Annotated in this window: 24 protein-coding genes; 3 read left to right on the top strand and 21 right to left on the bottom strand. The window is 55.2% G+C overall.

What is annotated here, in order from left to right:
- Positions 1–10: 10 nt before the first annotated feature.
- The 6 genes from ACFDAU_RS02960 to glyQ all read right to left on the bottom strand — a co-directional run bounded on the left by ACFDAU_RS02960 (position 11) and on the right by glyQ (position 6,823).
- Positions 11–1,741 carry a tetratricopeptide repeat protein gene (locus ACFDAU_RS02960; RefSeq protein ID WP_413438573.1) on the bottom strand — a complete coding sequence of 577 codons (1,731 nt, stop codon included), beginning with the start codon at positions 1,739–1,741 and terminating at the stop codon, positions 11–13.
- A gap of 67 nt (positions 1,742–1,808) precedes the next feature.
- Positions 1,809–2,528: a M48 family metallopeptidase gene (locus ACFDAU_RS02955; RefSeq protein ID WP_413438572.1), complete on the bottom strand. Its 720-nt coding sequence runs from the start codon at positions 2,526–2,528 to the stop codon at positions 1,809–1,811.
- Positions 2,521–3,234, bottom strand: a complete 714-nt coding sequence (locus tag ACFDAU_RS02950; protein WP_413438571.1) for a lysophospholipid acyltransferase family protein — start codon at positions 3,232–3,234, stop codon at positions 2,521–2,523. Before ACFDAU_RS02950 ends, ACFDAU_RS02955 begins: the two co-directional genes overlap by 8 nt.
- Entirely contained in the window at positions 3,231–3,767 is a 537-nt protein-coding gene (gene gmhB / locus ACFDAU_RS02945) for a D-glycero-beta-D-manno-heptose 1,7-bisphosphate 7-phosphatase (RefSeq protein WP_124706139.1), read from the bottom strand. The genes ACFDAU_RS02950 and gmhB overlap by 4 nt, the downstream gene beginning before the upstream one ends.
- A 9-nt stretch (positions 3,768–3,776) precedes the next feature.
- A complete protein-coding gene (gene glyS, locus ACFDAU_RS02940; protein ID WP_413438570.1) occupies positions 3,777–5,903 on the bottom strand; it encodes a glycine--tRNA ligase subunit beta in 2,127 nt (708 codons plus the stop codon).
- The gene (glyQ, locus tag ACFDAU_RS02935; RefSeq protein ID WP_413438569.1) at positions 5,900–6,823 is read right to left on the bottom strand and encodes a glycine--tRNA ligase subunit alpha; all 924 of its coding nucleotides are present in this window, start codon (positions 6,821–6,823) and stop codon (positions 5,900–5,902) included. Before glyQ ends, glyS begins: the two co-directional genes overlap by 4 nt.
- Positions 6,824–7,051: 228 nt before the next feature.
- On the opposite strand from glyQ, the gene ACFDAU_RS02930 reads away from it, so the two are divergent.
- Positions 7,052–7,204 carry a hypothetical protein gene (locus ACFDAU_RS02930; protein ID WP_413438568.1) on the top strand — a complete coding sequence of 51 codons (153 nt, stop codon included), beginning with the start codon at positions 7,052–7,054 and terminating at the stop codon, positions 7,202–7,204.
- Between the two features lie 746 nt (positions 7,205–7,950).
- Here the strand turns inward: ACFDAU_RS02930 and ACFDAU_RS02925 are convergent.
- The 3 genes from ACFDAU_RS02925 to ACFDAU_RS02915 all read right to left on the bottom strand — a co-directional run bounded on the left by ACFDAU_RS02925 (position 7,951) and on the right by ACFDAU_RS02915 (position 10,460).
- Positions 7,951–9,273, bottom strand: coding sequence for an ATP-binding protein (locus ACFDAU_RS02925; RefSeq protein ID WP_413438567.1), 1,323 nt, complete (start codon positions 9,271–9,273; stop codon positions 7,951–7,953).
- Positions 9,270–9,986: a response regulator gene (locus ACFDAU_RS02920; RefSeq protein WP_413438566.1), complete on the bottom strand. Its 717-nt coding sequence runs from the start codon at positions 9,984–9,986 to the stop codon at positions 9,270–9,272. Before ACFDAU_RS02920 ends, ACFDAU_RS02925 begins: the two co-directional genes overlap by 4 nt.
- A gap of 99 nt (positions 9,987–10,085) precedes the next feature.
- Positions 10,086–10,460 (bottom strand): hypothetical protein, encoded by a 375-nt coding sequence (locus ACFDAU_RS02915; RefSeq protein WP_413438565.1) that lies wholly within the window; start codon positions 10,458–10,460, stop codon positions 10,086–10,088.
- A 48-nt stretch (positions 10,461–10,508) separates the two neighbouring features.
- Between ACFDAU_RS02915 and ACFDAU_RS02910 the strand changes: the two genes are divergently transcribed.
- Positions 10,509–11,039 carry a glycine zipper 2TM domain-containing protein gene (locus ACFDAU_RS02910; RefSeq protein WP_413438564.1) on the top strand — a complete coding sequence of 177 codons (531 nt, stop codon included), beginning with the start codon at positions 10,509–10,511 and terminating at the stop codon, positions 11,037–11,039.
- A 37-nt stretch (positions 11,040–11,076) separates the two neighbouring features.
- Here the strand turns inward: ACFDAU_RS02910 and ACFDAU_RS02905 are convergent, their stop codons facing one another.
- The 4 genes from ACFDAU_RS02905 to ilvA form a co-directional block, all read right to left on the bottom strand.
- Positions 11,077–12,315: a multifunctional CCA addition/repair protein gene (locus tag ACFDAU_RS02905; protein ID WP_413438563.1), complete on the bottom strand. Its 1,239-nt coding sequence runs from the start codon at positions 12,313–12,315 to the stop codon at positions 11,077–11,079.
- A gap of 8 nt (positions 12,316–12,323) precedes the next feature.
- On the bottom strand, positions 12,324–13,361 hold the full coding sequence (locus ACFDAU_RS02900; RefSeq protein ID WP_413438562.1) for a complex I NDUFA9 subunit family protein: 1,038 nt from the start codon (positions 13,359–13,361) through the stop codon (positions 12,324–12,326).
- A 69-nt stretch (positions 13,362–13,430) separates the two neighbouring features.
- A complete protein-coding gene (locus ACFDAU_RS02895; protein ID WP_413438561.1) occupies positions 13,431–15,425 on the bottom strand; it encodes a transglycosylase SLT domain-containing protein in 1,995 nt (664 codons plus the stop codon).
- Between the two features lie 4 nt (positions 15,426–15,429).
- Entirely contained in the window at positions 15,430–16,956 is a 1,527-nt protein-coding gene (ilvA, locus tag ACFDAU_RS02890) for a threonine ammonia-lyase, biosynthetic (RefSeq protein ID WP_413438560.1), read from the bottom strand.
- Between the two features lie 116 nt (positions 16,957–17,072).
- Here ilvA and rpiA point away from each other — a divergent pair, with 116 nt between their 5' ends.
- Positions 17,073–17,732 carry a ribose-5-phosphate isomerase RpiA gene (rpiA, locus tag ACFDAU_RS02885; protein WP_413439490.1) on the top strand — a complete coding sequence of 220 codons (660 nt, stop codon included), beginning with the start codon at positions 17,073–17,075 and terminating at the stop codon, positions 17,730–17,732.
- Here the strand turns inward: rpiA and yacG are convergent.
- The 8 genes from yacG to ACFDAU_RS02845 all read right to left on the bottom strand — a co-directional run bounded on the left by yacG (position 17,729) and on the right by ACFDAU_RS02845 (position 25,785).
- Positions 17,729–17,923 carry a DNA gyrase inhibitor YacG gene (gene yacG / locus ACFDAU_RS02880; RefSeq protein WP_413439489.1) on the bottom strand — a complete coding sequence of 65 codons (195 nt, stop codon included), beginning with the start codon at positions 17,921–17,923 and terminating at the stop codon, positions 17,729–17,731. The genes rpiA and yacG overlap by 4 nt on opposite strands.
- Entirely contained in the window at positions 17,920–18,672 is a 753-nt protein-coding gene (gene zapD, locus ACFDAU_RS02875) for a cell division protein ZapD (RefSeq protein ID WP_413438559.1), read from the bottom strand. Before zapD ends, yacG begins: the two co-directional genes overlap by 4 nt.
- Before the next feature lie 181 nt (positions 18,673–18,853).
- Entirely contained in the window at positions 18,854–19,456 is a 603-nt protein-coding gene (gene coaE, locus ACFDAU_RS02870) for a dephospho-CoA kinase (protein ID WP_413438558.1), read from the bottom strand.
- Between the two features lie 2 nt (positions 19,457–19,458).
- A complete protein-coding gene (locus ACFDAU_RS02865; protein WP_413438557.1) occupies positions 19,459–20,325 on the bottom strand; it encodes a prepilin peptidase in 867 nt (288 codons plus the stop codon).
- 33 nt (positions 20,326–20,358) lie between these two features.
- Complete coding sequence (locus ACFDAU_RS02860; protein WP_413438556.1) at positions 20,359–21,588, bottom strand: type II secretion system F family protein; 1,230 nt, start codon at positions 21,586–21,588, stop codon at positions 20,359–20,361.
- A gap of 225 nt (positions 21,589–21,813) precedes the next feature.
- Positions 21,814–23,529, bottom strand: coding sequence for a type IV-A pilus assembly ATPase PilB (gene pilB / locus ACFDAU_RS02855; RefSeq protein ID WP_413438555.1), 1,716 nt, complete (start codon positions 23,527–23,529; stop codon positions 21,814–21,816).
- An 87-nt stretch (positions 23,530–23,616) separates the two neighbouring features.
- On the bottom strand, positions 23,617–24,906 hold the full coding sequence (locus tag ACFDAU_RS02850) for an HlyC/CorC family transporter (RefSeq protein WP_413438554.1): 1,290 nt from the start codon (positions 24,904–24,906) through the stop codon (positions 23,617–23,619).
- Between the two features lie 72 nt (positions 24,907–24,978).
- The gene (locus tag ACFDAU_RS02845; protein WP_413438553.1) at positions 24,979–25,785 is read right to left on the bottom strand and encodes an inner membrane protein YpjD; all 807 of its coding nucleotides are present in this window, start codon (positions 25,783–25,785) and stop codon (positions 24,979–24,981) included.
- Positions 25,786–25,806 lie beyond the last annotated feature (21 nt).

Genomic DNA, 25,806 nt, shown 5'->3' with positions numbered 1-25,806 from the left:
AAAAGCATGTTCAAGGTTTCTTGAATTTCTGCATCACGTCCAGCAATGCCTGATTTTGAGGGCTGCCATCCAGCGCAGTTTGCCATAGTTTCTGGGCTTCATCATGGTTGCCTTTGGCCCACAGCACTTCGCCCAGATGGGCTGCGATCTCCGGGTCTTTGCGTAGCGCAAAGGCACGCTGCAGATAATTCAGCGACTTGTCCAGATTACCCTGCCGGTACTGTGCCCAGCCCATGCTATCAAGGATGAAAGCATCGTTTGGAGCCAGTTTCAGGGCATGATCCAGTAGCTGCACCGCCTCGGTGAGTCGATTGGTGCGATCGGCCAGGGTATAGCCCAAAGCATTGTAGGCCTGGGCATAATCCGGTTTGATCCGGATCAGATGACGCAGGTCTTTTTCCAGCACATCAAGCTTGTTAACGCGCTCCGCTGCCATCGCATGATCGTACAATAACTCTGGCGAATCCGGCCTGCTCGCCAAGGCATGGCTCAGCAATTCATAAACACCCTTGTAGTCTTTGGTTTCGCGCAGCAACTGTGCTTCCGCTTCGATCAGCTGTATTTTATCAGCCTCGCCATCCACTTTAAGGTTATGCAGATAAGTGCGCGCCTCGGCCATTTTTCCCTGTTTCGCCAGCAATCCGGCATAACGGATTTGTGCGGAAATATAGTGCGCACCGGGGGCGACCGATAGATACCATTTGGCAGCCTGATCATATTGTTTACGTAACTCGGCTACCTGCCCCAAATAAATTTGGGCCGCACCTGCATCGGCAGAACTCGTTGCCAACACAGCTTTGAATGCGCTCTCGGCACCATCCAGGTCATTCAATTGCAGCGACAACAGACCAATGGCCATCCCCAGCTCGGGATTGCCCGGCACTTCTTTTGCCAGTTGCCGGAATTCGTCCCGCGCCGCCGCATACTGGTTCTGACTGACCAATTGACGCGCATAAATCAGGCGTACCTGCTTGGCATCGGGATATTGCTTGAGAAAATCCCGTAAAAACGCGGTGCCGTCGGCTGCGTTTTCACGCCCCGCCAACTGAAACTGAAACAATGCCGCCAGTTCCCAACCCGGTTTGAGCTTGGCCGCTGTTTTAATTTCATTCATTGCCTCGTCGTAACGATTGGCATTCGCTGCGGCTTGCGCAATGGCAAAATGCGCTTCGGCCAGATTCGGGTAGGGTGCAGCCAGATTTTTAACCAGTTCCAGCGCGGCCTGTTTATCCTTTTGACGGGCCAGCAGGGTATCCAGATGCATAAAGCCGGCGCCTGCATTGTCACCCTCGGCTGCAATCAGCTTTTCCAGATGTGGCCGCGCCTCATTGAGCTTGCCATCATTCACCAGCAATGCCGCCAAGGATTTTTGCGCATTCAGTGAATCGGGTTGCGTATCCAGCCATATATTGGCCGCTGCACGAGCCGCCGCCGCCTGATGCGCATACATTGCCACCTCGGTCGCACGCTCGGCAATCCGCGGATCGCGAGTGGTTTTGGCAAGATCGAGATAAGCCTCGCTGGCAACCGCCAAATCACCACGCTGACCAGCAATTTCTGCTACCAGAAACTCATACAAGATTTGACTGGTCAGCTCTACCTTGGGAAGCGCAATTTCCTTTTTTGGCTTTGCCGTCTTGGCAGCCTTGGCAGGCGCAGCTTGTTCGGCATAGGCCAGCGATTGGGCACCAAACGCCAGGCACAGGCCTGCGACGGCAAGATAATGGGGTATCGGGCGCATGATTGCTCCAGGTTGAATTAGGTTTTAGAGATTGTAGATGAAATTAAGTTGCATCGTCGCTGCAGGGTCAAAAGCAGTGATAGTCCTGCCCATGCTTTTGCAACATCCTGCGCGCCTCGGCGAAATCCGGATAAAGCCGGGTTACCTCGCGCCAGAATGCCGGAGAATGGTCGAGATGGGTGAGATGCGCCAGTTCATGCGCCAGCACATAATCGATTTGCGCTTCAGGCGCCTGAATCAGCCGCCAATTGAGCCGCACTACTCCGTTGCGTGTGCAGCTCCCCCACCGCGTACGCGCGTCGCTAACCAGCAAACCAGCCGGAGCACGGCGCAAAAATGGCAAGAAGGTCTGCAAGCGTGCTTGAAAATAAATTCGGGCCGCACACCGGTACCAGGCCAGAACGGCTCCCTGCACTGCGGCGGCATCGGGCCTGATCGGCAGCCATAGCTGCTGATCTTTCACCTCCGCCGTGCCGGCAGGAGAAATGCCACGCAAGCGCAATTGGCCACCCAGATAGCGCAACTGCATCCCATCACACCAGGTGATTTCCGGGGCAGGGACGGATTTGACGGCATCCAGCTTGGCACGCACCCAGTCCGCCTTGTATACGATAAAGCGTTCCACCTCGGTAAGCGGCAAGCGCCAGGGTGCATTGACAGACAATCCGCTGTTTTGGATGGTCAGCGCCAGCGTGCGCCGTGCATTACTGCGCTTCAGGGTGTAGTCAAGCTGCTCGCCATTCAGTCTGACGCTACGAGTTTCGCTGCTGCGGCGCAGTTCAGGCATAGCTTTGCAGTTGCTGCATCTCGGTTTCTATCCAGGTTTTCACCTGCTCATTGAGCGCGTCGGGTTTCATGCCGGTCGCATCGATCGCCGGACCAATACTCAGCGTAATCAGGCCCGGGCGTTTAAGAAAGGAATTTTTCGGCCAGAATTCACCGGCATTGTGCGCTACGGGCACCACTAACGCATTCACATGGCTGGCCAACCACGATCCGCCAATCCCGTAACGTCCGACTTCACCAGGCGCCATGCGTGTTCCCTCCGGGAAAATCATCACGCCAAAACCCTCGGCGAGACGCACACGCCCCTGCTCCACGATTTGCTTGAGCGCGGCCCGCCCTTCCGCGCGGTTGATGGCGATAGGTGACAACATCGCCATGCCCCAGCCGAAAAACGGCATCCACAGCAGTTCGCGCTTGATCACAATCGCCATCGGCGGCAGCAGCACGGGTAGCGCAATGGTCTCCCATGCGGACTGGTGTTTGGCCATCACTACCGCGGGCGTTCCGGGAAGGTTTTCCAGGCCGACCACCCGATAACGGATGCCGCAAATTACTTTGGCCAGCCACACCACGATCCGGTTCCACAAAGTAATGATGCGGTAGCGGGTGCGGGCGGAAAATGGAAATGTAAACAGCGCGATGACAGAAAACACCACTGTCAGCACGGTTTGTAACACAGCAAAGAGTGCCGAACGCAGTACGATCATTGCGCAAGAAGGTGGGTAACCACTTCGGCCAGATCGGCGAAAACAACAGTGCCTTCAGGCAGGTTTCCAGCCTTTAAGGTAGCCGCGCCTTTGCCGGTCTTGACCAGTATGGGTGCGGCACCGACCGCTGCAGCGGCCTGCAGGTCACGCAGGCTGTCCCCCACTGCGGGTATCGCTGACAGTTGTATGTTGAAACGTGCAGCCATGTCCAGAAACATGCCGGGCAATGGTTTACGACACGCGCATTTTGAATCGGCGGCATGCGGACAATAAAACAGCGCATCGATCCGTCCACCCGCTTGCGCCAGTTCCTTATGCATCTTGGTATGAATGGCGTTGAGCATGGCCATGTCAAACAGCCCGCGCCCCACTCCCGATTGATTGGTTGCCACGGCAACCCGATAGCCGGCCTGATTCAGGCGCGCAATCGCTTCCAGGCTGCCGGGAATGGGTTTCCACTCGTCTGGCGACTTGATGAAGTGATCGGAATCAAGATTGATGACGCCGTCACGGTCGAGAATAATGAGCTTCATGCCATGAGTTTAAGCGGCGAGCCGGGAAATGTCAGCCACCCGGTTCATGGTCTGATGTAATTGTTTCAGCAAGGCAAGCCGGTTGGCCTTGAGAGCAGGATCGTCGGCGTTGACCATCACACTGTCGAAGAAAGCGTCGACCGGTGTTTTCAGTGCAGCCAGCGCTTGCAGCGAAGCGGTGTAATCACCAGCTTCAAACGCCGCATCAGCCTTGGGTTTGATTTGCGCCAGCGATTCAAACAGCACAGTTTCGGCAGGCTCTTTGAATAGCGCTGTATTGACCTCAACCGGCACTTCGCCCTCCACTTTCTTGAGGATATTGCCCACGCGCTTGTTGGCGGCAGCCAAGGTGATCGATTCCGGCAATTCTGCAAACACCTTGACTGCGACTAAACGCTCGGCGTGCTCGATGGGTACATCACTGACCTCAAGCACAGCGTCGATATTGGCCTCAGGGTGCCCCTTTTCTTTCCAGTACCCAATGGCTCTTTCGTTGATGAAAATATCAATCTGCTTCCATAATGGCACCCCTTCCCCAGGAAGGAATTTCTGAATCAGACCATCAGGGAATGCTGCGACCGCATTTTCCAGTATTTTTCTCTGGGAAAGTCTGTGGCCTGTTTCAACCAATATCCGAATCACACCCAGCGCATGCCGGCGCAAGGCAAACGGGTCCTTGTCACCCGTTGGAATTTGCCCGATACCGAACAAACCAACCAGAGTCTCCAACTTATCGGCCAGCGCCACACAAACACCGACATCATTTCTCGGCAGTTCGTCGCCGGCAAAGCGCGGCTTGTAGTGATCCTCGATGGCAAATGCAATATCGTCGCCCAGCCCGTCATGCTGCGCATAATAGCGCCCCATGACGCCTTGCAACTCGGGAAACTCGCCCACCATGTCGGTGAGGAGATCGGCTTTGGCCAGCAGCGCAGCCTGATCGGCTTGCAGTGCGAGCGTCTCGCCGCCAAGTAGCTGACCGATGGCGCGGGCAATCGCCTGAACCCGTTCCACGCGTTCGCCTTGGGTGCCCAGCTTGTTGTGATACACCACGCGGGCCAAGCCCAATACGCGGGAGTCCAGCGTCTTTTTTCTATCCTGCTCGAAGAAGAATTTGGCGTCAGCCAGACGCGGGCGCACCACGCGTTCATTACCACCGATCACCGCGCTGGCGTCAACCGGGCTAATGTTGGAAACAACCAGAAACCGGTTAGTCAGCTTGCCTGCTGCATCCAGTAACGGAAAATATTTCTGGTTCGCCTTCATGGTCAAAATCAGGCATTCCTGCGGCACATCGAGAAAAGCCTCGTCGAATTTTCCAAGCAATACATTAGGCCGCTCGACCAGCGCGGTTACCTCATCCAGAAGTGCGTCGTCTTCAATGGGCTTCATGCCATGCTGCGCAGCCATGGCGTCGAACTGGCGCACTATCTCCGCACGGCGCTCGGCGAAACCGGCAATCACGGCGCCCTCGTTTTGCAGTTGTTCTGCATAGCTGCCGGCATCCCTGATGACCACCGGATTGACACTGGCTTCGAAGCGATGGCCCTGGGTTTCGCGGCCGGCGCTCAGCCCCAACACGCTTACCGGCACGATATCCGCACCATGCAGTGCCACCAGCCCGTGCACAGGTCGCACGAAGCTGACGCTGGTCCAGCCGTCGGTCAACTGGTAGCTCATCACTTTGGGGATCGGCAGCTTCGCCATCGCTGTCTCAAGCGCGACCTGCACACCATCCGCGAGCTGAACACCGGGGGCAACGCTGTCGAAGTACAGGGCTTCGTTCTTGCCGTCCGGCGCACGCTTGAGCTGCGGCACCACGGAGGCATCCACTCCCAGCGTAGACAAGCGCTTGAGCAGCGCCGGGGTCGCGTTACCTGCGGCATCCAGTCCCACAGCCACCGGCATCAACTTGTGCGAAATGGGTTTGTCCGCCGCGCATGCAACGACGCGCGTAACCTGCACGGCCAGGCGTCGTGGCGTTGCGAAAGCAGTGACCATTGCATCGGCGGCAGCAAGCCCTTGCAGCTTGAGGCTGTCGGCCAGTAGCTCAGCAAAAGCTTCACCCAGTTTCTTCAGCGCCTTGGGAGGCAATTCTTCAACGAATAACTCAACCAGCAAACTTTGTGCACTCATGCCGCCGCCACTTTCTTTTCCATTTGCGCCAGCACTTCATCCGCCCACGCACGTGGCGCCATGGGAAAACCCAGGCGGGCGCGGCTATCCAGATAGTTTTTTGCTACGCCGCGAGCGAGGTTGCGGATGCGGCCAATGTAGGCAGCGCGCTCGGTGACCGAAATCGCGCCGCGCGCGTCCAGCAAGTTGAAGGTATGGGCGGCTTTCAGCACTTGCTCGTAAGCTGGCAGAGACAGATGCGCCAGCATGAGTTCCTGCGCTTTTTTCTCATGACTGCCAAACGCCGTCAACAGAAATTCCACATCGCTGTGTTCGAAGTTATAAGCGGATTGCTCGACTTCGTTCTGATGATATACATCGCGGTAACTGAGCCCCTCGGTCCAGGTCAGGTCATAGACGCTTTCCACACCCTGCAGATACATGGCAAGGCGTTCCAGACCATAAGTGATCTCGCCAGTGATGGGTTTGCAGTCGATGCCGCCGACCTGCTGGAAATAAGTGAACTGCGTCACCTCCATGCCGTTCAGCCAGACCTCCCAACCCAGACCCCAGGCGCCCAGGGTGGGATTTTCCCAATCGTCTTCGACAAAGCGCACGTCGTTCTGCTTCAGGTTGAAGCCCAGCGCTTCGAGCGAGCCAAGATACAGCTCCAGAATATCGGCCGGCGCGGGTTTGAGCACAACTTGAAACTGATAATAGTGCTGCAGGCGATTGGGATTTTCACCATAACGGCCATCCTTGGGACGCCGCGAAGGCTGCACATAAGCCGCCCTCCATGGCTCGGGGCCCAGAGCACGCAGAAAGGTGGCAGTGTGACTGGTACCCGCACCTACTTCCATATCGTAAGCTTGCAGCAGCGCACAACCCTGTTTAGCCCAGTATTGCTGCAACGTAAGGATGATTTCCTGGAAAGTCAGCATGAGACGCGCATTTTTTTATCAAAAGCGGGATTTTACTGTGTTTGCGGTCAAATTGCGCTGACGTCAATATGAAAAGCTGTCGAAAACACGACAGCTTTGTCCACAGTTCCACGCGATATACGCTTCCCCAGCCGCTCCAGAATACCTGAACCCCTATGGATAGGGCGTCGCGCGAGCAAGCACCCGCAGGCATGCCGATTGCATTAATAACTGCAAAAGGTAACCACTATGAATCTGCAGCTATCCGACAAAATCACCATTCAATTAGCCCCTACCCAGGCGCTGTTCGAATTTTTCAAGGCCAAAACCAACCGCACCCTGATGGTGTGCATAAGCTTGCTGTTTCTGGAAGTGAAAATACTCAAGCAGCGTCCCTGGTAGGACGACGCACCCTCTCTGCCACAAAGCATCGTGGCAGACTTTGGCCCCCGTGTTCGCACGGGGGCTTTTTTTAGGATAACTATAATCGGATGTTGAGAGCCCCAAGACTGAAGCCGTCTACGCTGATCCGGCAATCAGAATGCAGCGCAGACCAGTTGGGCGCCGCCACGCTATCGGAACAGGGGTTAGGCCAAATAATTGCGGATACCGGATCGCCTGTCCGTACAAATCCAGAACCTGGAATCAGGCGATTTTAGTTATTTATGGTTGTACCGGACATGCCCTGCGATTGCTGCGCCAAGGCGAGAAAAACATAGATAGGGAGAGCGGTAAATGATTGCTGAACAGCTATTTTGCTATGGATGTGCCCGGCATTACCCGGCGGGCACCGAGGGGGCACGCATTGCGGATTCAAAGGGCAATGTACGCTGGTGTTGCAGCAAATGCGCGAATGCCAAGAATGAAGCGGCGAGATCCAAAGGGAGCCTTCCCGGAATTCGGAAAAAATCGTACGTTAAGCCGGCGAATTAAAATTACACAATCAAATGAGGCCTGCATTATCGGAGATGATGGGGGTAGGATCATGATCCGATCAACTGGTTGCATTTGATCAATTTCTTCCACAACACATTGAAAATACAATTAAAAAAAGAAGACAGCAGCCACTCTTATTTGGAACAGAAAATCGATGAGCGAAACAGGCGTGGCAACTGGTGAAGTAGATGGACATTTTTTCCAGTTGCTTTTTATGCCTTTTCAATAACGGAAGGCATTATCGGGATATGCACCTCCGCGCTCAGCCCACCGCCTGCGCGCGGCAGCAGCAACACCTGCCAGTGGTTGGCTTGCGCCAGTTGCTGGGCGATGGACAAACCCAATCCGCTACCGCCGGTCGCCTTGTTGCGCGATGTTTCCAACCGGTAGAATGGCCGGAATACCGCTTCGATCTGATCCGGCGGAATCCCCGGACCGCGATCCATGATGCGGATTTTCGCAACGCCTGGAGTACACAGGCATTCCAGCGTAATGGGCTGGTGGTTGCCATAGCGCAGCGCGTTTTCGATCAAATTCGATACCACCCGGCGCAATGAATTCGGCCCCACAGCGGCCAGGCAGGCGTTTTGTGCCTTCCATTCCACCACCCCACCACCACGGCGAGCGTCCTCGGCCAGTTCATCGAGCAGGACATTCAGGTCGAGCATTTGCACCGGCTCTGCCTGCAAGCCCCGCGACAGCTCAAGAAAGCTGCCAATCAATCGGTTCATTTCTTCCAGGTCGTGCTCAATTTGCCCGATCAGGCGTGCATCCGCATCTTGCGGCAACATGGCCAGGGCCAGCCGCATGCGCGCGATAGGCGTACGCAAATCATGCGAGATTCCAGCCAGCAGGGTCGTACGGTTGGCTAGCAAAGCCTGAACCTCATTCGCCATGCGGTTGAAGGCGCGGGTCAGCGAAACCAGCTCGGTGGCGCCGGACTCAGGCAGCGGCTGGGGCATTTGCCCTTGTCCCACTTCTCCTGCCGCCGAACCCAGCCGCACCAGCGTACGGCTGATGCGCCGCACCATGACCAAGGCAGTCAGCCATGTCAGCAGGGCACCCAGACTAACCAGTCCGACCGCGGCCAGCGGAGATTGCACGCCGTAGCGGTCCCGCTCGAACCCTATACGAATAAGGTGTCCGCCCATACGCATTTCTGCCCAGACCCAGCCGTTTTCGCCGGCCTTGAGCACGATATCCTGCCCGGTACGGCGGCTGAGCGATTGCTCGATATAGCTGCTATTCAGAAAACTGTCGGCACGTGCTGCCAGCGGCGCATCCACGCGCTTGATGAGCAAATGGTGGTGTACGGCAAGCTCACGCTCAAAATAAGGCCGGGTTTCCGGGGGTAATTCCACCCAGGTCTGTACTGACAACACCATCAATCCAGCCAGATCATCGGCAGAACGCAGCGCCATCGGTTTGAGTATCGTGACGGCCACCAGCGCCAGTGCGGCGATCTGAAAGACCAGGAAAGCCAGACCGAGTATCGCGGCAGTACGCCCAAACAATGAAGCCGGCCAAAGCCTCATGCAGCTGCGCCTTTCGGCGCAAACAAATAGCCCTGCCCCCATACGGTACGAATGAATACCGGATTGGCCGGATCGGGCTCTATTTTTCGGCGCAGACGGGTGACACGCACATCTATGCTGCGGTCGAACGGATCGCGCTCGTAGCCTTTGATCATGTCCATCAGGCTATCACGGGTCAGCACGCGGTTAGGATGCTCGACAAAAATACGCAGAATAGCGAATTCGGCAGTGGTAATCGGTATTTCTTCACTGTCGCGCAACAGGCGCTGGGCATCCAGATCCAGGCTGAACGGACCAAAGCTGGCAATATTATTGCCAGCTGCCTCCGCGGCGGGAGCCGCCTGTTTACGACGCAGCACCGCACGAATACGTGCCAGTAGCTCGCGCGGGTTGAATGGTTTTGGCATGTAATCGTCCGCACCCACCTCCAGCCCGACGATACGATCAATATCCTCACCCCGCGCTGACAGCATGATGATGGGAAAGACCGTGCTGGCGCGCAGACGACGTGCAATCGACAGACCGTCTTCGCCGGGCATCATCAGGTCGAGGATAACCAGATCCGGGCTTATCCGGGTTAACTCTTCGTCCATTTTTGCGCCATCGGCTGCACACGTGACCGTATAGCCCTGGCTGGTAAGATATTGCTCAAGCAGCGAGCGTAGCCCGGCGTCGTCGTCCACGACCAGAATGTGTTCTTGGTTATTTTCCATGCCGCCAATATACAACTGTCCAGACAGGTTTAGCCACACAGTTACACACTGTTACAGTTTTGTGCTGATTGGAAATGCTTTTGCAAGCTGTATCGTCCATTATGCAACTGTGGATTCGGAAACCGGATCACGGATAAGGAGTAAATCATGAAAATACGCAATCTGATTTCTTTCGTTTCCCTCGGCCTTAGTCTGGGCGCAACGATACCGGCATTTGCTGAGCCGTCCTTTAGCACTGGCAATACTGGCCCGGCGCTGAATAACGCCGTTCCAGTTTTGCTGGCAAGCCGCGACGGCGATAATGAAGCCCGCGGCAATGGCCGGGATCGAGCGGACCTCCGCGGTAATGGCGACAGTGGCAGGCAGCAAAATGGAGCGCAACGCGACGAGCGTCAGGGCCGTTTTGGCTACGGTTTTGAGCGCCGTCAGGAACGCGATCAGCGTCAGCCGAACAATGGCCGGGATCGTCAGCAAAACTGATCTGAGTCAATACGTGTCACGTTTGCGTACAAGGAGAAAATCATGCATACCCAAAAAATCATCGTCTCCGCCATGCTGCTGGCAACTACTTCCACGGTTGCGCTGGCTGATTCGGGAATGAGCTTTACCGACCGTGCGCAAGTGATTTCATCCACGCCGATCTATCAGCAGGTAAACGAGCCGCATCGCGAGTGCTGGACAGAAACCGTCGGGGGTGAATCCCGGAGTGGTGACCGTTCATATGGGGGCGCCATAGTCGGAGGCCTGATAGGTGGCCTGCTTGGCAACACTGTGGGCCAGGGTAACGGACGCACTGCCGCTGCTGCAGTGGGCGCGGTTACCGGCGCCATGGTGGGCGACAATATCGGCAACCGCGACAGTTATGGTTACCAGCCACGCCAGGTTGAGCGCTGCCGGGTGCAGGACAATTATCGTCAGGTAGTATCCGGCTACAACGTGGCATACCGCTATCGCGGCCGCGACTTTACCACCACTTTGCCTTACGATCCGGGCAACACGCTGACTCTCAACGTGAACGCAACCGTGGCGCAAAATCAGGGCAACAACTGGTAATCACACTTCTGCCGGCGCGATACTCTCACACGGTTTGCTAGGATTGCGGCGCCTCGTCGTCCTGGGCCGCACCCAACGCATGACGAATTGCCTGCAGGCGTGCGGCGTGGATACGCTCCCCGACATCGCCCGCTTCGCCGCTACGCGCAATCGTTCCGGCATCTACGCCCTGCGCGGCTTTCAAAGCTGTACGCAGGTGATCCGCAGCTGGATAATCGCAGGTTTCAAAACCCGGCCGTCCACGTGCGTCGCATTCGCAGGCTTGCAGAAATTGCTCGAAGCGCTCCGGCCGACGCAAGGCGTCCGTGGCTTCAAGCATATTAATGATGGTAGCGGCGCGCAGCTGTAACGCACGATGAGCGTCGCCATGATAACGTGCAGTGATCAGAGCCAGATCGCGGCATTCGTTAGGCACCCGGATACGTTGGCATAACGCCTTGACCAGCCCCACGCTGCGCGCCTCATGGCCATGATGACGCGGCCATTCCCCGGGCGGTGTGGTGCCCTTGCCAAGGTCATGGGTCAGTGCGGCGAAACGCACCGCCAGCGTGTAATTTTGGGAAGCCGCATAATCGACCACCAGCATCACGTGAATGCCGGTATCAATTTCGGGGTGGTATTGCGGCGGTTGCGGCACACCGAACAGACGATCGACTTCAGGCATGATCCGCGCCAGTGCGCCGCAGGCACGCAGTGTCTCGAACATGCGTGATGGCTGTGCTTCCATCAGGCCGCGCGCAAGTTCCTGCCAGACACGTTCCGGTACCAGATGATCGACCTCTCCGCTGCTGACCATTTCGCGCATCAACGCCATGGTTTCGGGTGCGATGGAAAAATCAGTAAAACGCGCCATGAAACGCGCCACGCGCAAAACCCTGACCGGGTCTTCCATGAATGCAGCGCTGACATGGCGCAATACGCGAGCCTCAATATCGCGGCAGCCACCATATGGGTCGATCAATTCGCCTGATTCGGCCTTGGCGATGGCGTTGATGGTGAGATCGCGCCGGGCGAGATCCTGCTCCAGCGTGACCTCGGGGGCAGCGCTCACTTCAAATCCTTTATAACCCCGCGTGGTCTTGCGCTCGGTGCGGGCGAGCGCGTATTCATCATGCGTAACGGGGTGTAAAAAAACCGGGAAATCGCGTCCAACCGGCTGGTAGCCCAGTTGGGCCATGGCCTCCGGGGTACTGCCTACCACCACGTAATCACGGTCCTGGACGGGCAGGCCGAGCAACTCGTCCCGCACGGCACCGCCCACCGCGTAGATCTGCATGATGGTGATCAGCGCCCGGCGCGATTGCGGAACGCCTGATAGCGGCCGCGCGGGTGACTGTCACGGAGATATTCGGGAGCGATGGCTTCCAGTGCTGCGGGCTTGTAACTTGCAGGCGACGGAAATTCACCGCTGCAAATATTATCCACTTGCATGGCAAAGTAATTGTCACGTGTCATGATTTTTTTGCCTGGCTTGTATTCCATCGCCCATGCCTGCCAATAGGACATCATGTCGCACAATGCAATAATCCGGGGATGAGCGCCTACTGTCTGACCGGCCAATTCCACCAGTTCCTGCAGCGTGTAAACCCGGGGACCGCACAGGTCATAGGCCTGGCCAAAGCTGGCAGTGTCGTCCAGCGCACTGACAAAGGCGCGTGCCACATCTTCCACCCATACCGGTTGAAAACGTGCGTGTGCATTGCCCAGCGGAATAAGGGGAAAAGTCCGGGTCAGTGCGGCAAACAGGGTGAGGAAGCTATCGCCTCGACCAAAAATTACCGAAGGCCTGAAAATGGTGGTGTAGAGTCTGGCACCCCGCACGAACTTGGGACCATCCAGGTACCAGCGCTCATTATCCAAATGCGGCATACCCGCCTCGCGCACCAGCGCTTCGCCTATTCCTTTGGAGCGCTGATAGGCGCTATTGGAAGTGCCGGAAGCACCCAGTGCACTCATGTGCAATAGGCGCTGGATACCGTGTTCAGTGCAGGCATGCACAATCTTGCGCGGCAGCTCGACATGGACCCGTTGAAAATCACCGCGCCGCGCGGAGGGCTTGTCGGTGCGCCCCGGACGCGTCTCGTGCAGGATGCCGACCAGATTGATGACTGCATCCATGCCAAGAAAATACTGCTTGAGTTGTGCCGGGTCGTGGATATCAGCGTCAATCACCTCCACAGTAGGCAATACGATCAGGTCTTTGGCGCGCTCACGGTTGCGCGTGAGCACGCGCACTTTCCGCCCCTGTGCTGCGAGCATGCGCACAATATTGGACCCGACAAAACCGCTGCCGCCCAACACACAGATATTCTTGAATTTCATGCCGTTTCCTGAAGAGATAGCTTACAAAGCCGTGGATTTTAACCTAAAACCCGCACCCGCTGGAGCGGGTCAATTGTCACATGCCGGAGCGTTTTCATCGGTTCCACCGCACAACGGTGCGGTCGCTACTCCGGCAATACTACCCAGCCGCGCCTTGAGCGACTGTCCCGGCTGACCGAAGCTGCGCGCGTAATAGATAGCATTGGCCATGACTTTCTTGACGTAATCGCGAGTTTCGCTAAAGGGGATGCTCTCCGTATAGATTGCGCCCTCCAGCGCCTGCTCACCGCGCCAGCGTCGCGCTCTGCCGGGTCCCGCATTGTAGCCCGCTGTCGCCAGCACAAGTGAGCCATCCAGGCTTTGCTGTATGGTCTTCAGATAATACATACCAAACTGCATGTTGGTGTCCAGCCCGTGGATGCTGTCCGCCTGAAAATGGCGGATACCCAGCTTGTTGGCGATCCAGCGCGCCGTTGCCGGCATCACCTGCATCAGGCCGGCAGCCCCCACTCCGGATTTGGCGCGCGATACAAAGCGGCTTTCCTGGCGCATCAGGCCGTATACCCAGGCTTCATCCAGCCCGTATTCCTTGGCATATTTGCGGGCTATGTCGCGATAGGGCGCCAAAAACCGCAGGTCGAAGTCGTGCAGTTGCTGGGTACGATCGGCAGTATTGATGGCGCGGTCATACCAGTCGTTCTGCCGCGCCAGCTCGGCAGCGGCGAGCAAACGCCGGTCATCAAAGTTGCGCGTTGCCCAAATCCATTCATTATTGGCTTCGGTACGCAAATCCAGCTTATACAGGATAAGCGCCCTAGCAATATCCGGTACACGCCCCATCGCCGCCACTTCATCGCTACCGACCTTGAAATTAACCGTCTGCGCACCGAGCGCGGCACCCAGCTCTTCCTCAGCCAGCAGTCCATAGAAATTGTTCTCACGCGATAGCGGTGCCAGTAACGCATTGGCCTGATACAGTTTATTGTGCAATTTATAAGCGCGCGCCAGCCAGTAGCGCCATGCCGGTTCGGCACGCGCACTATCGCTCATCTGCAGAATAGCCGCTTGCACCACGTTCCAGTTGCCTACACGTAGCGCCTCACGTACTTTCCAGGCCAGCAGTTCATCATTCATGCCATCAACGCCAGCACGATCAAACCAGTCCAACGCCTCCGGGAGATGCTGGCGAGCGCCATACAGCCCCAATTGTCCCCAGACATAGTGTTGATCCGGCACAGAAAAATCAGCACGAAGTGTTTCCCAGCGTTGCGCTACATTGCGTGCATCCCTTCGCGCCAGGCGCGTGATCGCATAGATAGCCAGTTCGCGCTCGACACGGCTATCCAGGTCCAGATTGGGCTTGCCCAGCAGCCGCTCTGGCGCGGTGGTCACCGTATCCACCAGACGCGCATCCGATTGCTGCTGCCCGGGTAAATAGGCAAGTATCGACTTCGCCACTGCCGGGTTAGCTGATTCCAACGCCAGGCGGAAGCGCTGCCAGATGTCTTCTTCGCTTATCAGTTTGTCAGCGATCAATTGTTCGAACAACGGCGTGCAAGCCTCAGGCAAACCTTTGCCTGTGAACCATAGCGCGACGCCATCCTTCAACGCCAGGGTCTCTCCCTGCGCGATGCGGCCGCGTATGGCATAGCATTGGAGAGTGAGATCAGATTTGACCAGCAGGGGGTATTCCGTCAGAAAAGTGCCCCAGTCCTGATTTTTCCCGAGCAGCCGAAGCCAATCGCCACGCAGCTTGTCAGACAGTACGCTGTCGGTATTGCGCGCCATGAAATCGCGTATTTCGTCTTCGCTAGCGTCCTTCAAGCGCGCCGATAATGCCCAGTATTGAACGTACGGCAGCAGGATAGAGCCTTTGAGGCGCTCCGCGTACCCGGGCAGCAATTGAATTTTGCCGGTACGAAAGGCTTCGCGTGCAGCCAGTAAATCCGTTCCGTCATTCGCATATCCAGGCAGCGGCAGCAACCCCAGGCAAATCACGGCAATGGCCATTAATGCGCGAAAATTTGCATTCAGGCGCAGCAGAAACTGAAAGTTATTCTGCACAGCCTTAACTCAGAAACAAGGTATAAGCCGGATTCTGGCTTTCGTCCCAGTAGCGATAACCCAACTGATCCAGCGATGCCCGGAAGCTCGCCTGCTCATCCGGCGGCACCTGGATACCGACCAGCACACGACCATAATCAGCCCCATGATTGCGGTAATGAAACAGGCTGATGTTCCACTGCTGGCCGATACTGTTGAGAAAACGCATCAATGCGCCTGGACGCTCCGGAAATTCGAAACGATATACCCGTTCGTGCTCAACCTGCGGCGCGTGACCGCCCACCAGATGACGCACATGCAGCTTGGCCATCTCGTTATCCGTCAGATCCACGGCGGTAAGACCGTTCTCCTTGAGCATGGCAACCAGCTGTGTAGCTTCTTCGCGGTTGCTTACCTGCACACCGGCAAATACATGCGCGGCGCTCAGATCCGAGTACCGGTAATTGAATTCGGTAATATTGCGCGGACCCAGCAGCGTGCAGAATGCCTTGAAGCTGCCAGGTGTCTCCGGAATGGTTACCGCCAGCACGGCTTCGCGCTGTTCGCCCAGTTCGGCACGCTCGGAAATATACCGCAGCCGCTCGAAATTCATGTTGGCGCCGCTGGCAATCGCCACCACGGTTTTGCCGATGGCTGCTTCACGCGCACACCACTGTTTAGCGCCGGCGATGCTCAATGCACCCGAAGGCTCAAGTATTGAACGAGTATCCTCGAATACATCCTTGATCGCCGCACAGATGGCGTCATTGTCCACACGAATGATTTCATCCACATACTGGCTGGCCAGGCGAAAAGTTTCTTCCCCTACCTGCTTCACTGCCACACCATCAGCAAATAATCCCACCTGACTCAGCAGTACCCGTTCATGCTGTTCCAGCGAGCGTGCCATGGCATCAGCGTCTTCCGGCTCTACGCCGATCACTTTTATTTCCGGTTTGAGCGACTTGATATACACGGCCATCCCGGCAATCAACCCGCCGCCGCCTACCGGCACGAACACTGCATCGATGTGGCCGCCGTGCTGGCGCAGTATTTCCATGGCAACGGTTCCCTGCCCCGCAATCACATCCGGGTCGTCGTAGGCATGCACATAAGTGGCGCCGCTCGCCTGGGCCAGCACCTGCGCATGCGCATATGCCTCATCATAGGAATCACCACACAGTACTACCTCTGCTCCCCTCGCCTTGACCGCATTTACCTTGATTTGCGGCGTGGGTAGCGGCATGACGATGGTGGCGCGACAGCCCAGTTTCTGTGCAGCCAGCGCGACACCTTGTGCATGGTTGCCCGCGGATGCCGTGATCACGCCAGCGGCCAGTGCCTGTTCAGATAAACCGGAAATTTTATTATAAGCGCCGCGCAGCTTGAACGAAAATACAGACTGCAAATCCTCGCGCTTCAGCCATATCTGGTTACCCATGCGCGCCGAAAGATTAGGCGCACGCTCAAGCGGGGACTCAATGGCAACATCGTAGACACGGGAGGTGAGAATGCGAACCAGATAATCATTGAAAACGTGTGCGGTTGACATGATGCGACTTTGGACAAGGACAGCGCCCAAGATTAGCAGGCTTTGGGGTGTTTGTGAAAAAAGCAGATTATAGCTATCCTGCGAGTTTTGTTGTAAATGAGGGTTGCATAATGACAATGACGCAGGATCAACTGAAACAGGCTGTTGCACGTGCCGCAATTGATTATGTTCCACAAGGAATTATCGGCGTGGGCACGGGTTCCACCGCCAATTTCTTTATTGATGAACTGGCCACCATTAAGGGCCGTTTTGAAGCCGCTGTAGCCAGCTCCGAAGCCACCGCCCAACGCTTGAGAAGCCATGGCATTCAGGTGCTGGATCTGAATAGCGTGGGGGAACTGGAAATTTATGTGGATGGCGCCGATGAAATTACCCGTCACATGCATATGATCAAGGGCGGCGGCGGAGCACTCACCCGCGAAAAAATCGTTGCTGCGTGCAGCAAGAAATTCATCTGCATGGCGGACGAATCCAAATTAGTAGACGTACTGGGCAAGTTTCCTTTGCCGGTCGAAGTGATCCCCATGGCGCAGAGCCATGTGGCCCGCGAGTTGACCAAACTGGGTGGTCAACCCAGGCTACGCGCTGGCTTCACCACCGACAACGGCAATGTGATTCTGGATGTTCACAACCTTGTCATTGCGGATCCGGCCGAGTTGGAAACACAAATCAACCAGATCGTGGGCGTGGTCACCAACGGCCTGTTCGCCCAACGTCCTGCCGATGTGCTGCTGTTGGGCACCCCCAGCGGCGTGAAAATCCTGCGGGCAGATTAATCTTTGTTTTCGGGATCAGCATTTTCTGACTCCGGCTTGCCCGCGTCAGGAATGCGATACCCTTCCGCAGCCCATTGTCCAAGATCGATCAGGCGACAACGCTCTGAACAAAAGGGGCGAAATTTGTTGGACTCAATCCATTCCACCAAGGCGCCGCAACTCGGACAGGTTACCGTAACTGGTTTTTTCACAGGTTGCAAAAGGTCAACTCAAACTCGACATCGCTCTCGCACAAACGCGGGCGGCCTTTTCCCAGCGACATGAAGCGAATATTGAGCGCATATTTATTGGCGCTGATTTCGGGGGCACAAGGCAGTTCGCGACGCAGATTGATCTGCAACATTTGTGCGCTCTTACCCGCCAGCATTTGCTGAAAAGCGCCTCCAAAGGCAATGTGATGTGCGGGTTTTCCGCTCTCGCGTAACAATTTGAGCACAACGCTCAAACCGTCATAGATTGGCAGCATCGGGGTAAGCCATTCGCCGATTTCTTCCTGTCGTCGCATTACAGGCAGATGCAGCCAGTAATGATACGCTGGCAAATCGAACTCGCAGGCCCCTCCAGGGATATTGGTGCGCTGCTTGATCGCCATCAACCATTCGTTATCGCGCAGATGCTGACCCAACTTGCCTGGAATTGCATGAATATCAGCAATACAGTTGGCAATCTCGTCCAGCACCTGGTTTAGTCGTTGCTCGGAAATTGCCGGATTGCTGCGTAACAGTTCCAGTCCATGACGCTGACGTTCGAGTTCCTGGAGCAGGTCGGATTTAAGGTCGGCGCGATTGGCGACTTCGAGAATTTCAAATAATGCCAGCAGTGCCGCGTGGTGTTGGCGGCCGTCTTCCTGGATGGCAAAGTAGCGCACCTTGTCGAACATATCCTCCAGCCGCAGCAGGGTACGCACACGCTCGCTCAGGGGATATTCGTAACAAATCACCGCTGCATCCGGAGGAAATCAATAAAAAGGATGGATAGACTCACGACCTGCACGCCTCTAATTTATAAATGAGGGATCAGTACACGCCAACCCGCGTCATTGAAGCATTTAACTGGGCCGATTCTGACTGATAAAGATTGCGTTGGCAAACATTATTCAAGCGAAGGACGAGTGCCCTCGTTCAGCTTTTCGCAAGTGCCAAATAGGCCTGATGCAGTGTTTGCACCTGCTCGCGCAAATCATCCAGGTTGCCATTATTGACGATAATGTCGTCCGCCCTTGCCAGACGCGCCTTACGTGGCAACTGGCTGGCCATGATAGCCCGCACTTGTTCCTCGCTCAGTGACGCACGTTGCATGGTACGCACGATTTGCATACGCTCTTCGCAATCCACCACCAACACACGCTTGACCACCTCCGCGTAGCTACCCGTTTCCAGTAGCAATGGCGCCACCAGCATTGTATACGGCGCGTCTGATTGTTGCGTGGCCAGCAACGCACGTGACCGAATCATGGGATGCAGAATAGCTTCAAGACGCGCTTTGGCCGCACTGTCGGAGAAAATCAACGTGCGCATCGCCGCACGATCGAGAGCGCCGTCGGGCGCAATGAATTCATCGCCGAATGCGAGTCTGATCGCTCCTATTGCCAGGCCCGCAGGGCCAGTCAACGTATGTGAAATTTCATCGGTATCCACCACACCGACGCCGAGTTCAGCGAATATGCGACTCACACTGGTTTTGCCGGACCCGATCCCCCCGGTCAATCCCACACACAAAGCCATGCTTAAAACCCGGCCAGATAGGCCTGCAAGATGGGCGCGCCCCAAAACAGAGCAACCAGTCCACCGCCCGCCAGATAAGGTCCAAACGGAATCGGCACGGAACGCCCGCGTCGCGCCAGCACAATCAGCACAATGCCGACCAGAGCGCCAATAAAGGAGGACAGCAGGATAACCAAAGGCAGCATCTTCCAACCCAGCCAGGCGCCGATGGCGGCAAGCAATTTGAAATCGCCATAACCCATACCCTCTTTACCGGTGATCAGCTTGAACAGCCAATAAATGCTCCATAGCACCATATAGCCCACGATGGCTCCGACGACTGCTTGATCCAGCGGCACAAATACGCCACCGAGGTTGAACAGCAGTCCCAGCCACAATAAAGGCAACGTCAAGTCGTCCGGCAAAAGCTGGGTATCGAAGTCAATAAAGGTCAGCGCGATCAGCATCCATACCAAAAGCAAAGCACCGGCTGCTGCCCAGCCAAAACCGAAATGCCAGGCTGCAAATGCAGAAAGCACCCCGGTAAGCGCTTCCACCAACGGGTAACGCAGACTGATATGCGCGCCGCAACCAGCGCACTTTCCGCGCAACCAGGCATAGCTGAGCACCGGAATGTTTTCCAGAGCCCCGATAAGGTGGCCGCAACTCGTGCAGGCGGAGCGCGGCACCATCAGATTATATGGAGCCGCTGACGGCGCATCTTCCCCCCTCAGCGCAGCGCACTGGGCACCCCAGTCGCGTTCCATGATTTTTGGCAGGCGGTGGATGACCACATTCAGAAAGCTGCCGATCAACAGGCCAAAACCGCCACAGAGTAGGGCAAACAGCTGCGGGTCTGCGCTCAACAGCGCAGCAAAGGACACAGGCATAGCCATCGGCTCCTGAAGTGGTGCAGCCCGCGATTAACTAACCACGCTGCCCATTTTGAAAATAGGCAAATACATGGCAATCACCATGCCGCCAATCAGTGTACCCAGCACCACCATGATGATCGGTTCCATCAGGCTGGAGAGGGAATCCACGGCATCGTCCACCTCGCGCTCGAAAAAATCCGCCACCTTGCTCAGCATCGAATCGAGCGCGCCGGATTCCTCGCCGATGGACACCATCTGCTGAACCATGTTGGGAAAAATACCGCTGTTTTGCATGGCCACGGTCAGGCTGGTACCTGTACTTACTTCGGCGCGGATCTTTTGCGTCGCCTCATAAAACACTTGGTTACCGGCTGCGCCTGCAACCGACGTCAATGCTTCGACAAGTGGCACGCCCGCCGCAAACATGGTGGACAAGGTGCGCGTCCAGCGCGCAATCGCCGCTTTCTCAATCAAGGGACCGAAAATAGGTAGTTTGAGCATGGCTCGATCCATCACTGCCTGCATTTTTTTGGAGCGTTTCCATGTGTAGAAAAAAAACCAGAACCCGCCACCTATCACACTGAAGATCAACCACCAGTAGGCCACAAAAATATCGGATATTTTCATCATGACCAGCGTAGGGGCCGGCAAATCGGCGCCAAAGCTGCTGAACAATTCTTTAAATGCCGGGATCACGAACAGCATAATCACGGCCGTGATGATGAACGCCACAACCAGCACTGCCGATGGATAAAACAGGGCCGACTTGATCTTGCCCTTGATGGCCATGATTTTTTCTTTGTAAGTCGCCAACCGGTCCAGCACGCTGTCCAGAATACCGGCCTGTTCACCCGCATTCACCAAATTAATATACAACTGGTCAAAATATAAAGGATGCTTGGCAAAAGCCTGGCTCATACTGCTGCCGGTTTCAATATTGCTTTTAATGTCGATCAGGAGTTTTTGTACGGATGGATTGGCATGACCGCGTGACACAATATCAAATGATTGCAGCAGTGGCACGCCTGATTTCATCATCGTGGCAAGCTGCCGCGTGAACAACGCCACATCCTTTTCGGTGATTTTCTTGCCCCGCCCGAAGCCACTCCGTTTTTTAACCTTGGTAACGGAAATACCCTGGCGGCGCAGGGTGGCATTCACTACGGCCTCGCCGCCCGCATTCATTTCACCCTTGACCTTTTTGCCCTTTTTGTCCACGCCCTCCCACACAAAGGGAACTTCTTTTTTGAGCGTAACTGTTGTTTTTGCTACTGCCATATCGGACTCCGCGTACCAGCTAGAGATGAATTCGGATTGATATCTGGATATGTCATTAAATTGCACGCGAACAGTTTAAGGCATGAAGCCTTATTCATTCATTAATGGATCAAAGACTCATGCACCATTACCGAATAAGGTTTCGCTTCAAATGAAGACGCGCCAAATATTATGGAATATCCTGGTTTAGTCTTTAACGACAGGTTATGGACTAACTTTATTTATCTATTCATTGGTGACTGCTTCAACTTCTTCCAGGGAAGTCATACCGGCCTTGACCTTGAGCAGCCCGGCCTGGCGCAAATCGCGGACTCCCTCACGCCGCGCCTGATCGGCAATATCGATGGCATTCCCGTTTTTCATGATGATGCGGGTCATCTCGTCAGTAATCGGCATAACCTGATAGATACCTACCCGACCTTTGTAACCGGTATTTTTGCATAGCTCGCAACCCACCGCATGGTACGGCTGCCAGTTCCCGTCCAGGTCTTCCTCCCTGAAGCCGGCGCGTAGCAACGCTTCCTTGGGAATGGTCGCTGGCTGTTTGCAACTGCAAAGTCGTCGCGCCAGGCGCTGGGCAGTAATCAGGATCACACTGGAAGCGATATTGAATGGCGCCACACCCATGTTCATCAGCCGAGTGAGCGTAGTGGGCGCATCATTGGTATGCAAGGTCGATAACACCATATGCCCGGTTTGCGCGGCCTTGATGGAAATGTCTGCGGTTTCCAGATCACGAATCTCGCCCACCATGATGACGTCCGGATCCTGGCGCAGGAAAGCACGCAGTGCCACAGAAAAGGTCAGTCCTGCCTTGTCGTTGACGTTGACCTGATTGATACCAGGCAAATTTATTTCGGCCGGATCCTCAGCCGTGGAGATATTAACCCCAGGCTTGTTGAGAATATTCAGGCATGTATACAACGACACGGTTTTACCGCTACCGGTGGGGCCGGTGACCAGCACCATGCCATAGGGGCGTTGTACGGCGTTAAGCAATAACTCTTTTTGATCCGGGTCATAACCCAGCGCATCAATACCGAGCTGCGCACTGGCCGGATCAAGAATACGCATCACGATTTTTTCGCCATACAGCGTGGGCAATGAACTCACCCGAAAATCAATAGCGCGATTCTTGGAGAGCACCAGCTTCATGCGCCCGTCCTGTGGTACGCGCTTTTCGGCAATATCCAGCTTGGAGATCACCTTGATGCGCGAGGAGATTTTTTCCTTGATGGCAATTGGCGGCTGGGCAACTTCGTACAACTGCCCATCAAGACGGTATCGGATACGATAAAATTTCTCGAATGGCTCAAAGTGGATATCAGATACACCGGTATTGATCGCATCCAGCAGGATTTTTTGCAGGTAACGAACGATAGGCGCATCGTCGATATCCATACTGGCCGCATCATCCACCTTGGCCAGCGCTTCATCGTCGGTAAACTCCAGATCGATATCTTCGCTATCGAGATTATCCAGTACGCTGGCGCTTCCCTCGCTGAGCTGTTCGATAAGCTTGCCGAGTTTGTCATCCTCCACCACCACGATATCCACACCGAGATTGGTCTGAAACTTGACCTCATCTATAGCCTGGAGATTGGTAGGATCGGACACCGCAACCGAGAGACGGTTACCTCGTTGATAAAGGGCTAGTACCCTGCGTTTTTGCGCCAGCTTGGGATCCAGCAAGCTTTTCGGTAACAATTCTGGATCAAGCGCCAATAGATCAAAATACGGGAAACCGAATTGTGCTGCCGCAAATTCCGCAATTTGCACTGGTTTGATTTTTTTGACGCTAATTACCTGGGAAACAAAACCTTCTCCCGAACTCGTCGCCTGCTTGGCCAATGCCTCTGCCTCAGACTCAGTGAGCCATTTTTCTTGGACCAGCGCACGCGCCAAACCAGTCAAACCGGAATTTGCTATGGTAGCTGCCATACTTTAAATATCTCTATAAAGGACCAAATAAGTTAATGCAGTTCGCCAAATAGTGCGCTGCCAACCCTGATTTGTAAAGATTATCGACTAGCCATTTACCGCATCGGCGTTGACAGCAATCGGGAAAATACGCGCCACTTTAACTGCACGTTCCTGTACCTGGACAATTTCAACAACATAACTGCCAATCTTCAACGTCGTACCCGGCTCAGGGATGTCCTCCAGATGCTCCAGAACCAAGCCGTTCAGGGTTTTCGGTCCTTCCAGTGGCAGGTGCAGCCCCAGCTTGCGATTGATGCTGCGGACCAGGCTGGCTCCTTCCACCAGCCAACTCCCGTCCGGCTGAGTAATAAAGCCGGACAATTGTGCAGGAGCCTGGGTAGTGAACTCGCCGACAATCTCTTCGAGGATGTCTTCCAATGTAACCAATCCCATCAACTCACCGTATTCGTCCACTACTAACCCGACACGACGCTGGTTTTCCTGAAAATGCCGCAGCTGAGTGAATAAAGGCGTGCCGGAAGGAATGAAATATGCCTCTTGACGGCTCTGCATCAATGCTTCCGCGTCGAGTTCTCCGCTGCGCATGTGATACGCTGCATCGCGCACATGCAACATACCGGCAATATCGTCCAAATGCCCGTGATACAAGGGCAACCGGGTATGATGGCTCGTAGACAGCTGGCGTAATAGGGTATCCGAGTCGGCCTCCATATCGATCGCCTCCATCTGGCTCCGCGGGGTCATCACATCGTCCACGGTGATTTCTTCCAGGTCCAGCAGATTAAGCAATATGCCGCGATGGGCAGAAGGTAACAGTTTCCCCGATTCCAGCACCAAAGTTCGCAGCTCTTCAATACCCAGAACGCTGTTCTGACTTTCCCCGACCGGACGCAATCTCAGTAAACGCAACAAACCCTGTACAAACAGATTGATAAACCACACCACCGGATAGGCAAACTTGAGCAGCGGTGTCAGCACGAAACTGGCGGCAAAAGCGATTTTTTCCGGATAGGTCGCCCCGATCACCTTGGGCGTTACTTCGCTGAATACCAGGATGACGAAGGTCACCGCCAGCGTGGCCATGCCCAGCGCCAGTTCACCCTGACCGAATACGCGTATGGTAATCACCGTAACCAGCGTCGCAGCGGCGGCATTGATCAAATTATTGCCGAGTAAAATCACGCCCAGAAGCTTGTCGGTATTGGCCAGCAAGCGGGCTGTACGCTTCGCACCACTGTGTCCATGTTTAGCCAGATGGCGCAACCGATAGCGATTGATCGCCATCATGCTGGTTTCGGAAGATGAGAAAAATGCTGAGATAAGTAGCAGGACTACCAGGGCTGCCAGGAGCGCACTAATTGGTATGTCGTTCAAGCGGGATATGAATCAAAATAAAGAATTAGATCAAGTTTAGAGATTGGGCGGCGTCTGTCAAGTCAGGGCAAATCAGCGGTGCAAGAGGATTTCCAGAACAAACTTGCTACCAATATAAGCCAGCACCAGCATCACAAACCCTGCCAGCGTCCATCTGATGGCTATGCGCCCACGCCAGCCCCACAGCCGCCGACCACTCAATAACGCCGCAAATACCACCCATGACAGGATGGCAAATATGGTTTTGTGGTTGAACTGCATCGGTTCATGAAAAAGCTCTTCAGAAAACAACATCCCGCTTGCCAGAGTCAAGGTCAGCAATACAAAACCCACGCCGATAATGCGAAACAGAAGACTCTCCAGCGTTAGCAAGGGCGGTAGATTAGCCACCACCCCCGGCTGGTTGACGTTGTGTAAACGCTTTTCCACCATGGCCATCAATGCAGCATGAAGCGCCGCAATAGTGAACAGACTGTATGCCAACAAGGCAATGATCAGATGTACCCGAAATGCCAGCAATTCTGTATTGCCCAATACATGTGTAATGGGTAATACAAGCGGGATAAGGACTGCAACTGCCGCCAGCCCCGACAATGGGGCCAACAAAACCTCAAGACGGTAACGGAAACTGCCCAACCAATAAATCAGCACCGCCAGCCAGATGATGGCAGACAGTGCATTGCCTACTCCCAGATTGAGCCCGGCCGGATTCGACACGGTGTCGATCAACAGCAGAAAATGCAATGCCAGCGCGGGCAGGGGCAGAATTTTCTCCCATACTGCTCCGGGTTGTGTGGTGTGCCAGCGGGTACGCCAAAAATGCCAACCAACCAGGGCGTATAACAAGCTGACCAGTGGATAGAGCAAGTCAAGGTTCATCTGGGTTAGAATAGAAAAAAA

This window comes from Sulfuriferula sp. GW1, from assembly GCF_047300855.1.
Taxonomy (GTDB): Bacteria; Pseudomonadota; Gammaproteobacteria; order Burkholderiales; family Sulfuriferulaceae; genus Sulfuriferula.
The sequence above is the reverse complement of the archived record's forward strand: the minus strand, read 5'-3'. Positions and strand labels throughout refer to the sequence as shown.

Bases quoted from the DNA above. Each gene is read 5' to 3' on its own strand.
- ACFDAU_RS02960 (WP_413438573.1), bottom strand. From the start codon at position 1,741: ATGCGCCCGATACCCCATTATCTTGCCGTCGCAGGCCTGTGCCTGGCG.
- ACFDAU_RS02955 (WP_413438572.1), bottom strand. From the start codon at position 2,528: ATGCCTGAACTGCGCCGCAGCAGCGAAACTCGTAGCGTCAGACTGAAT.
- ACFDAU_RS02950 (WP_413438571.1), bottom strand. From the start codon at position 3,234: ATGATCGTACTGCGTTCGGCACTCTTTGCTGTGTTACAAACCGTGCTG.
- gmhB (WP_124706139.1), bottom strand. From the start codon at position 3,767: ATGAAGCTCATTATTCTCGACCGTGACGGCGTCATCAATCTTGATTCC.
- glyS (WP_413438570.1), bottom strand. From the start codon at position 5,903: ATGAGTGCACAAAGTTTGCTGGTTGAGTTATTCGTTGAAGAATTGCCT.
- glyQ (WP_413438569.1), bottom strand. From the start codon at position 6,823: ATGCTGACTTTCCAGGAAATCATCCTTACGTTGCAGCAATACTGGGCT.
- ACFDAU_RS02930 (WP_413438568.1), top strand. From the start codon at position 7,052: ATGAATCTGCAGCTATCCGACAAAATCACCATTCAATTAGCCCCTACC.
- ACFDAU_RS02925 (WP_413438567.1), bottom strand. From the start codon at position 9,273: ATGAGGCTTTGGCCGGCTTCATTGTTTGGGCGTACTGCCGCGATACTC.
- ACFDAU_RS02920 (WP_413438566.1), bottom strand. From the start codon at position 9,986: ATGGAAAATAACCAAGAACACATTCTGGTCGTGGACGACGACGCCGGG.
- ACFDAU_RS02910 (WP_413438564.1), top strand. From the start codon at position 10,509: ATGCATACCCAAAAAATCATCGTCTCCGCCATGCTGCTGGCAACTACT.
- ACFDAU_RS02905 (WP_413438563.1), bottom strand. From the start codon at position 12,315: ATGCAGATCTACGCGGTGGGCGGTGCCGTGCGGGACGAGTTGCTCGGC.
- ACFDAU_RS02900 (WP_413438562.1), bottom strand. From the start codon at position 13,361: ATGAAATTCAAGAATATCTGTGTGTTGGGCGGCAGCGGTTTTGTCGGG.
- ilvA (WP_413438560.1), bottom strand. From the start codon at position 16,956: ATGTCAACCGCACACGTTTTCAATGATTATCTGGTTCGCATTCTCACC.
- rpiA (WP_413439490.1), top strand. From the start codon at position 17,073: ATGACGCAGGATCAACTGAAACAGGCTGTTGCACGTGCCGCAATTGAT.
- coaE (WP_413438558.1), bottom strand. From the start codon at position 19,456: ATGGCTTTGTGTGTGGGATTGACCGGGGGGATCGGGTCCGGCAAAACC.
- ACFDAU_RS02865 (WP_413438557.1), bottom strand. From the start codon at position 20,325: ATGCCTGTGTCCTTTGCTGCGCTGTTGAGCGCAGACCCGCAGCTGTTT.
- ACFDAU_RS02860 (WP_413438556.1), bottom strand. From the start codon at position 21,588: ATGGCAGTAGCAAAAACAACAGTTACGCTCAAAAAAGAAGTTCCCTTT.
- pilB (WP_413438555.1), bottom strand. From the start codon at position 23,529: ATGGCAGCTACCATAGCAAATTCCGGTTTGACTGGTTTGGCGCGTGCG.
- ACFDAU_RS02845 (WP_413438553.1), bottom strand. From the start codon at position 25,785: ATGAACCTTGACTTGCTCTATCCACTGGTCAGCTTGTTATACGCCCTG.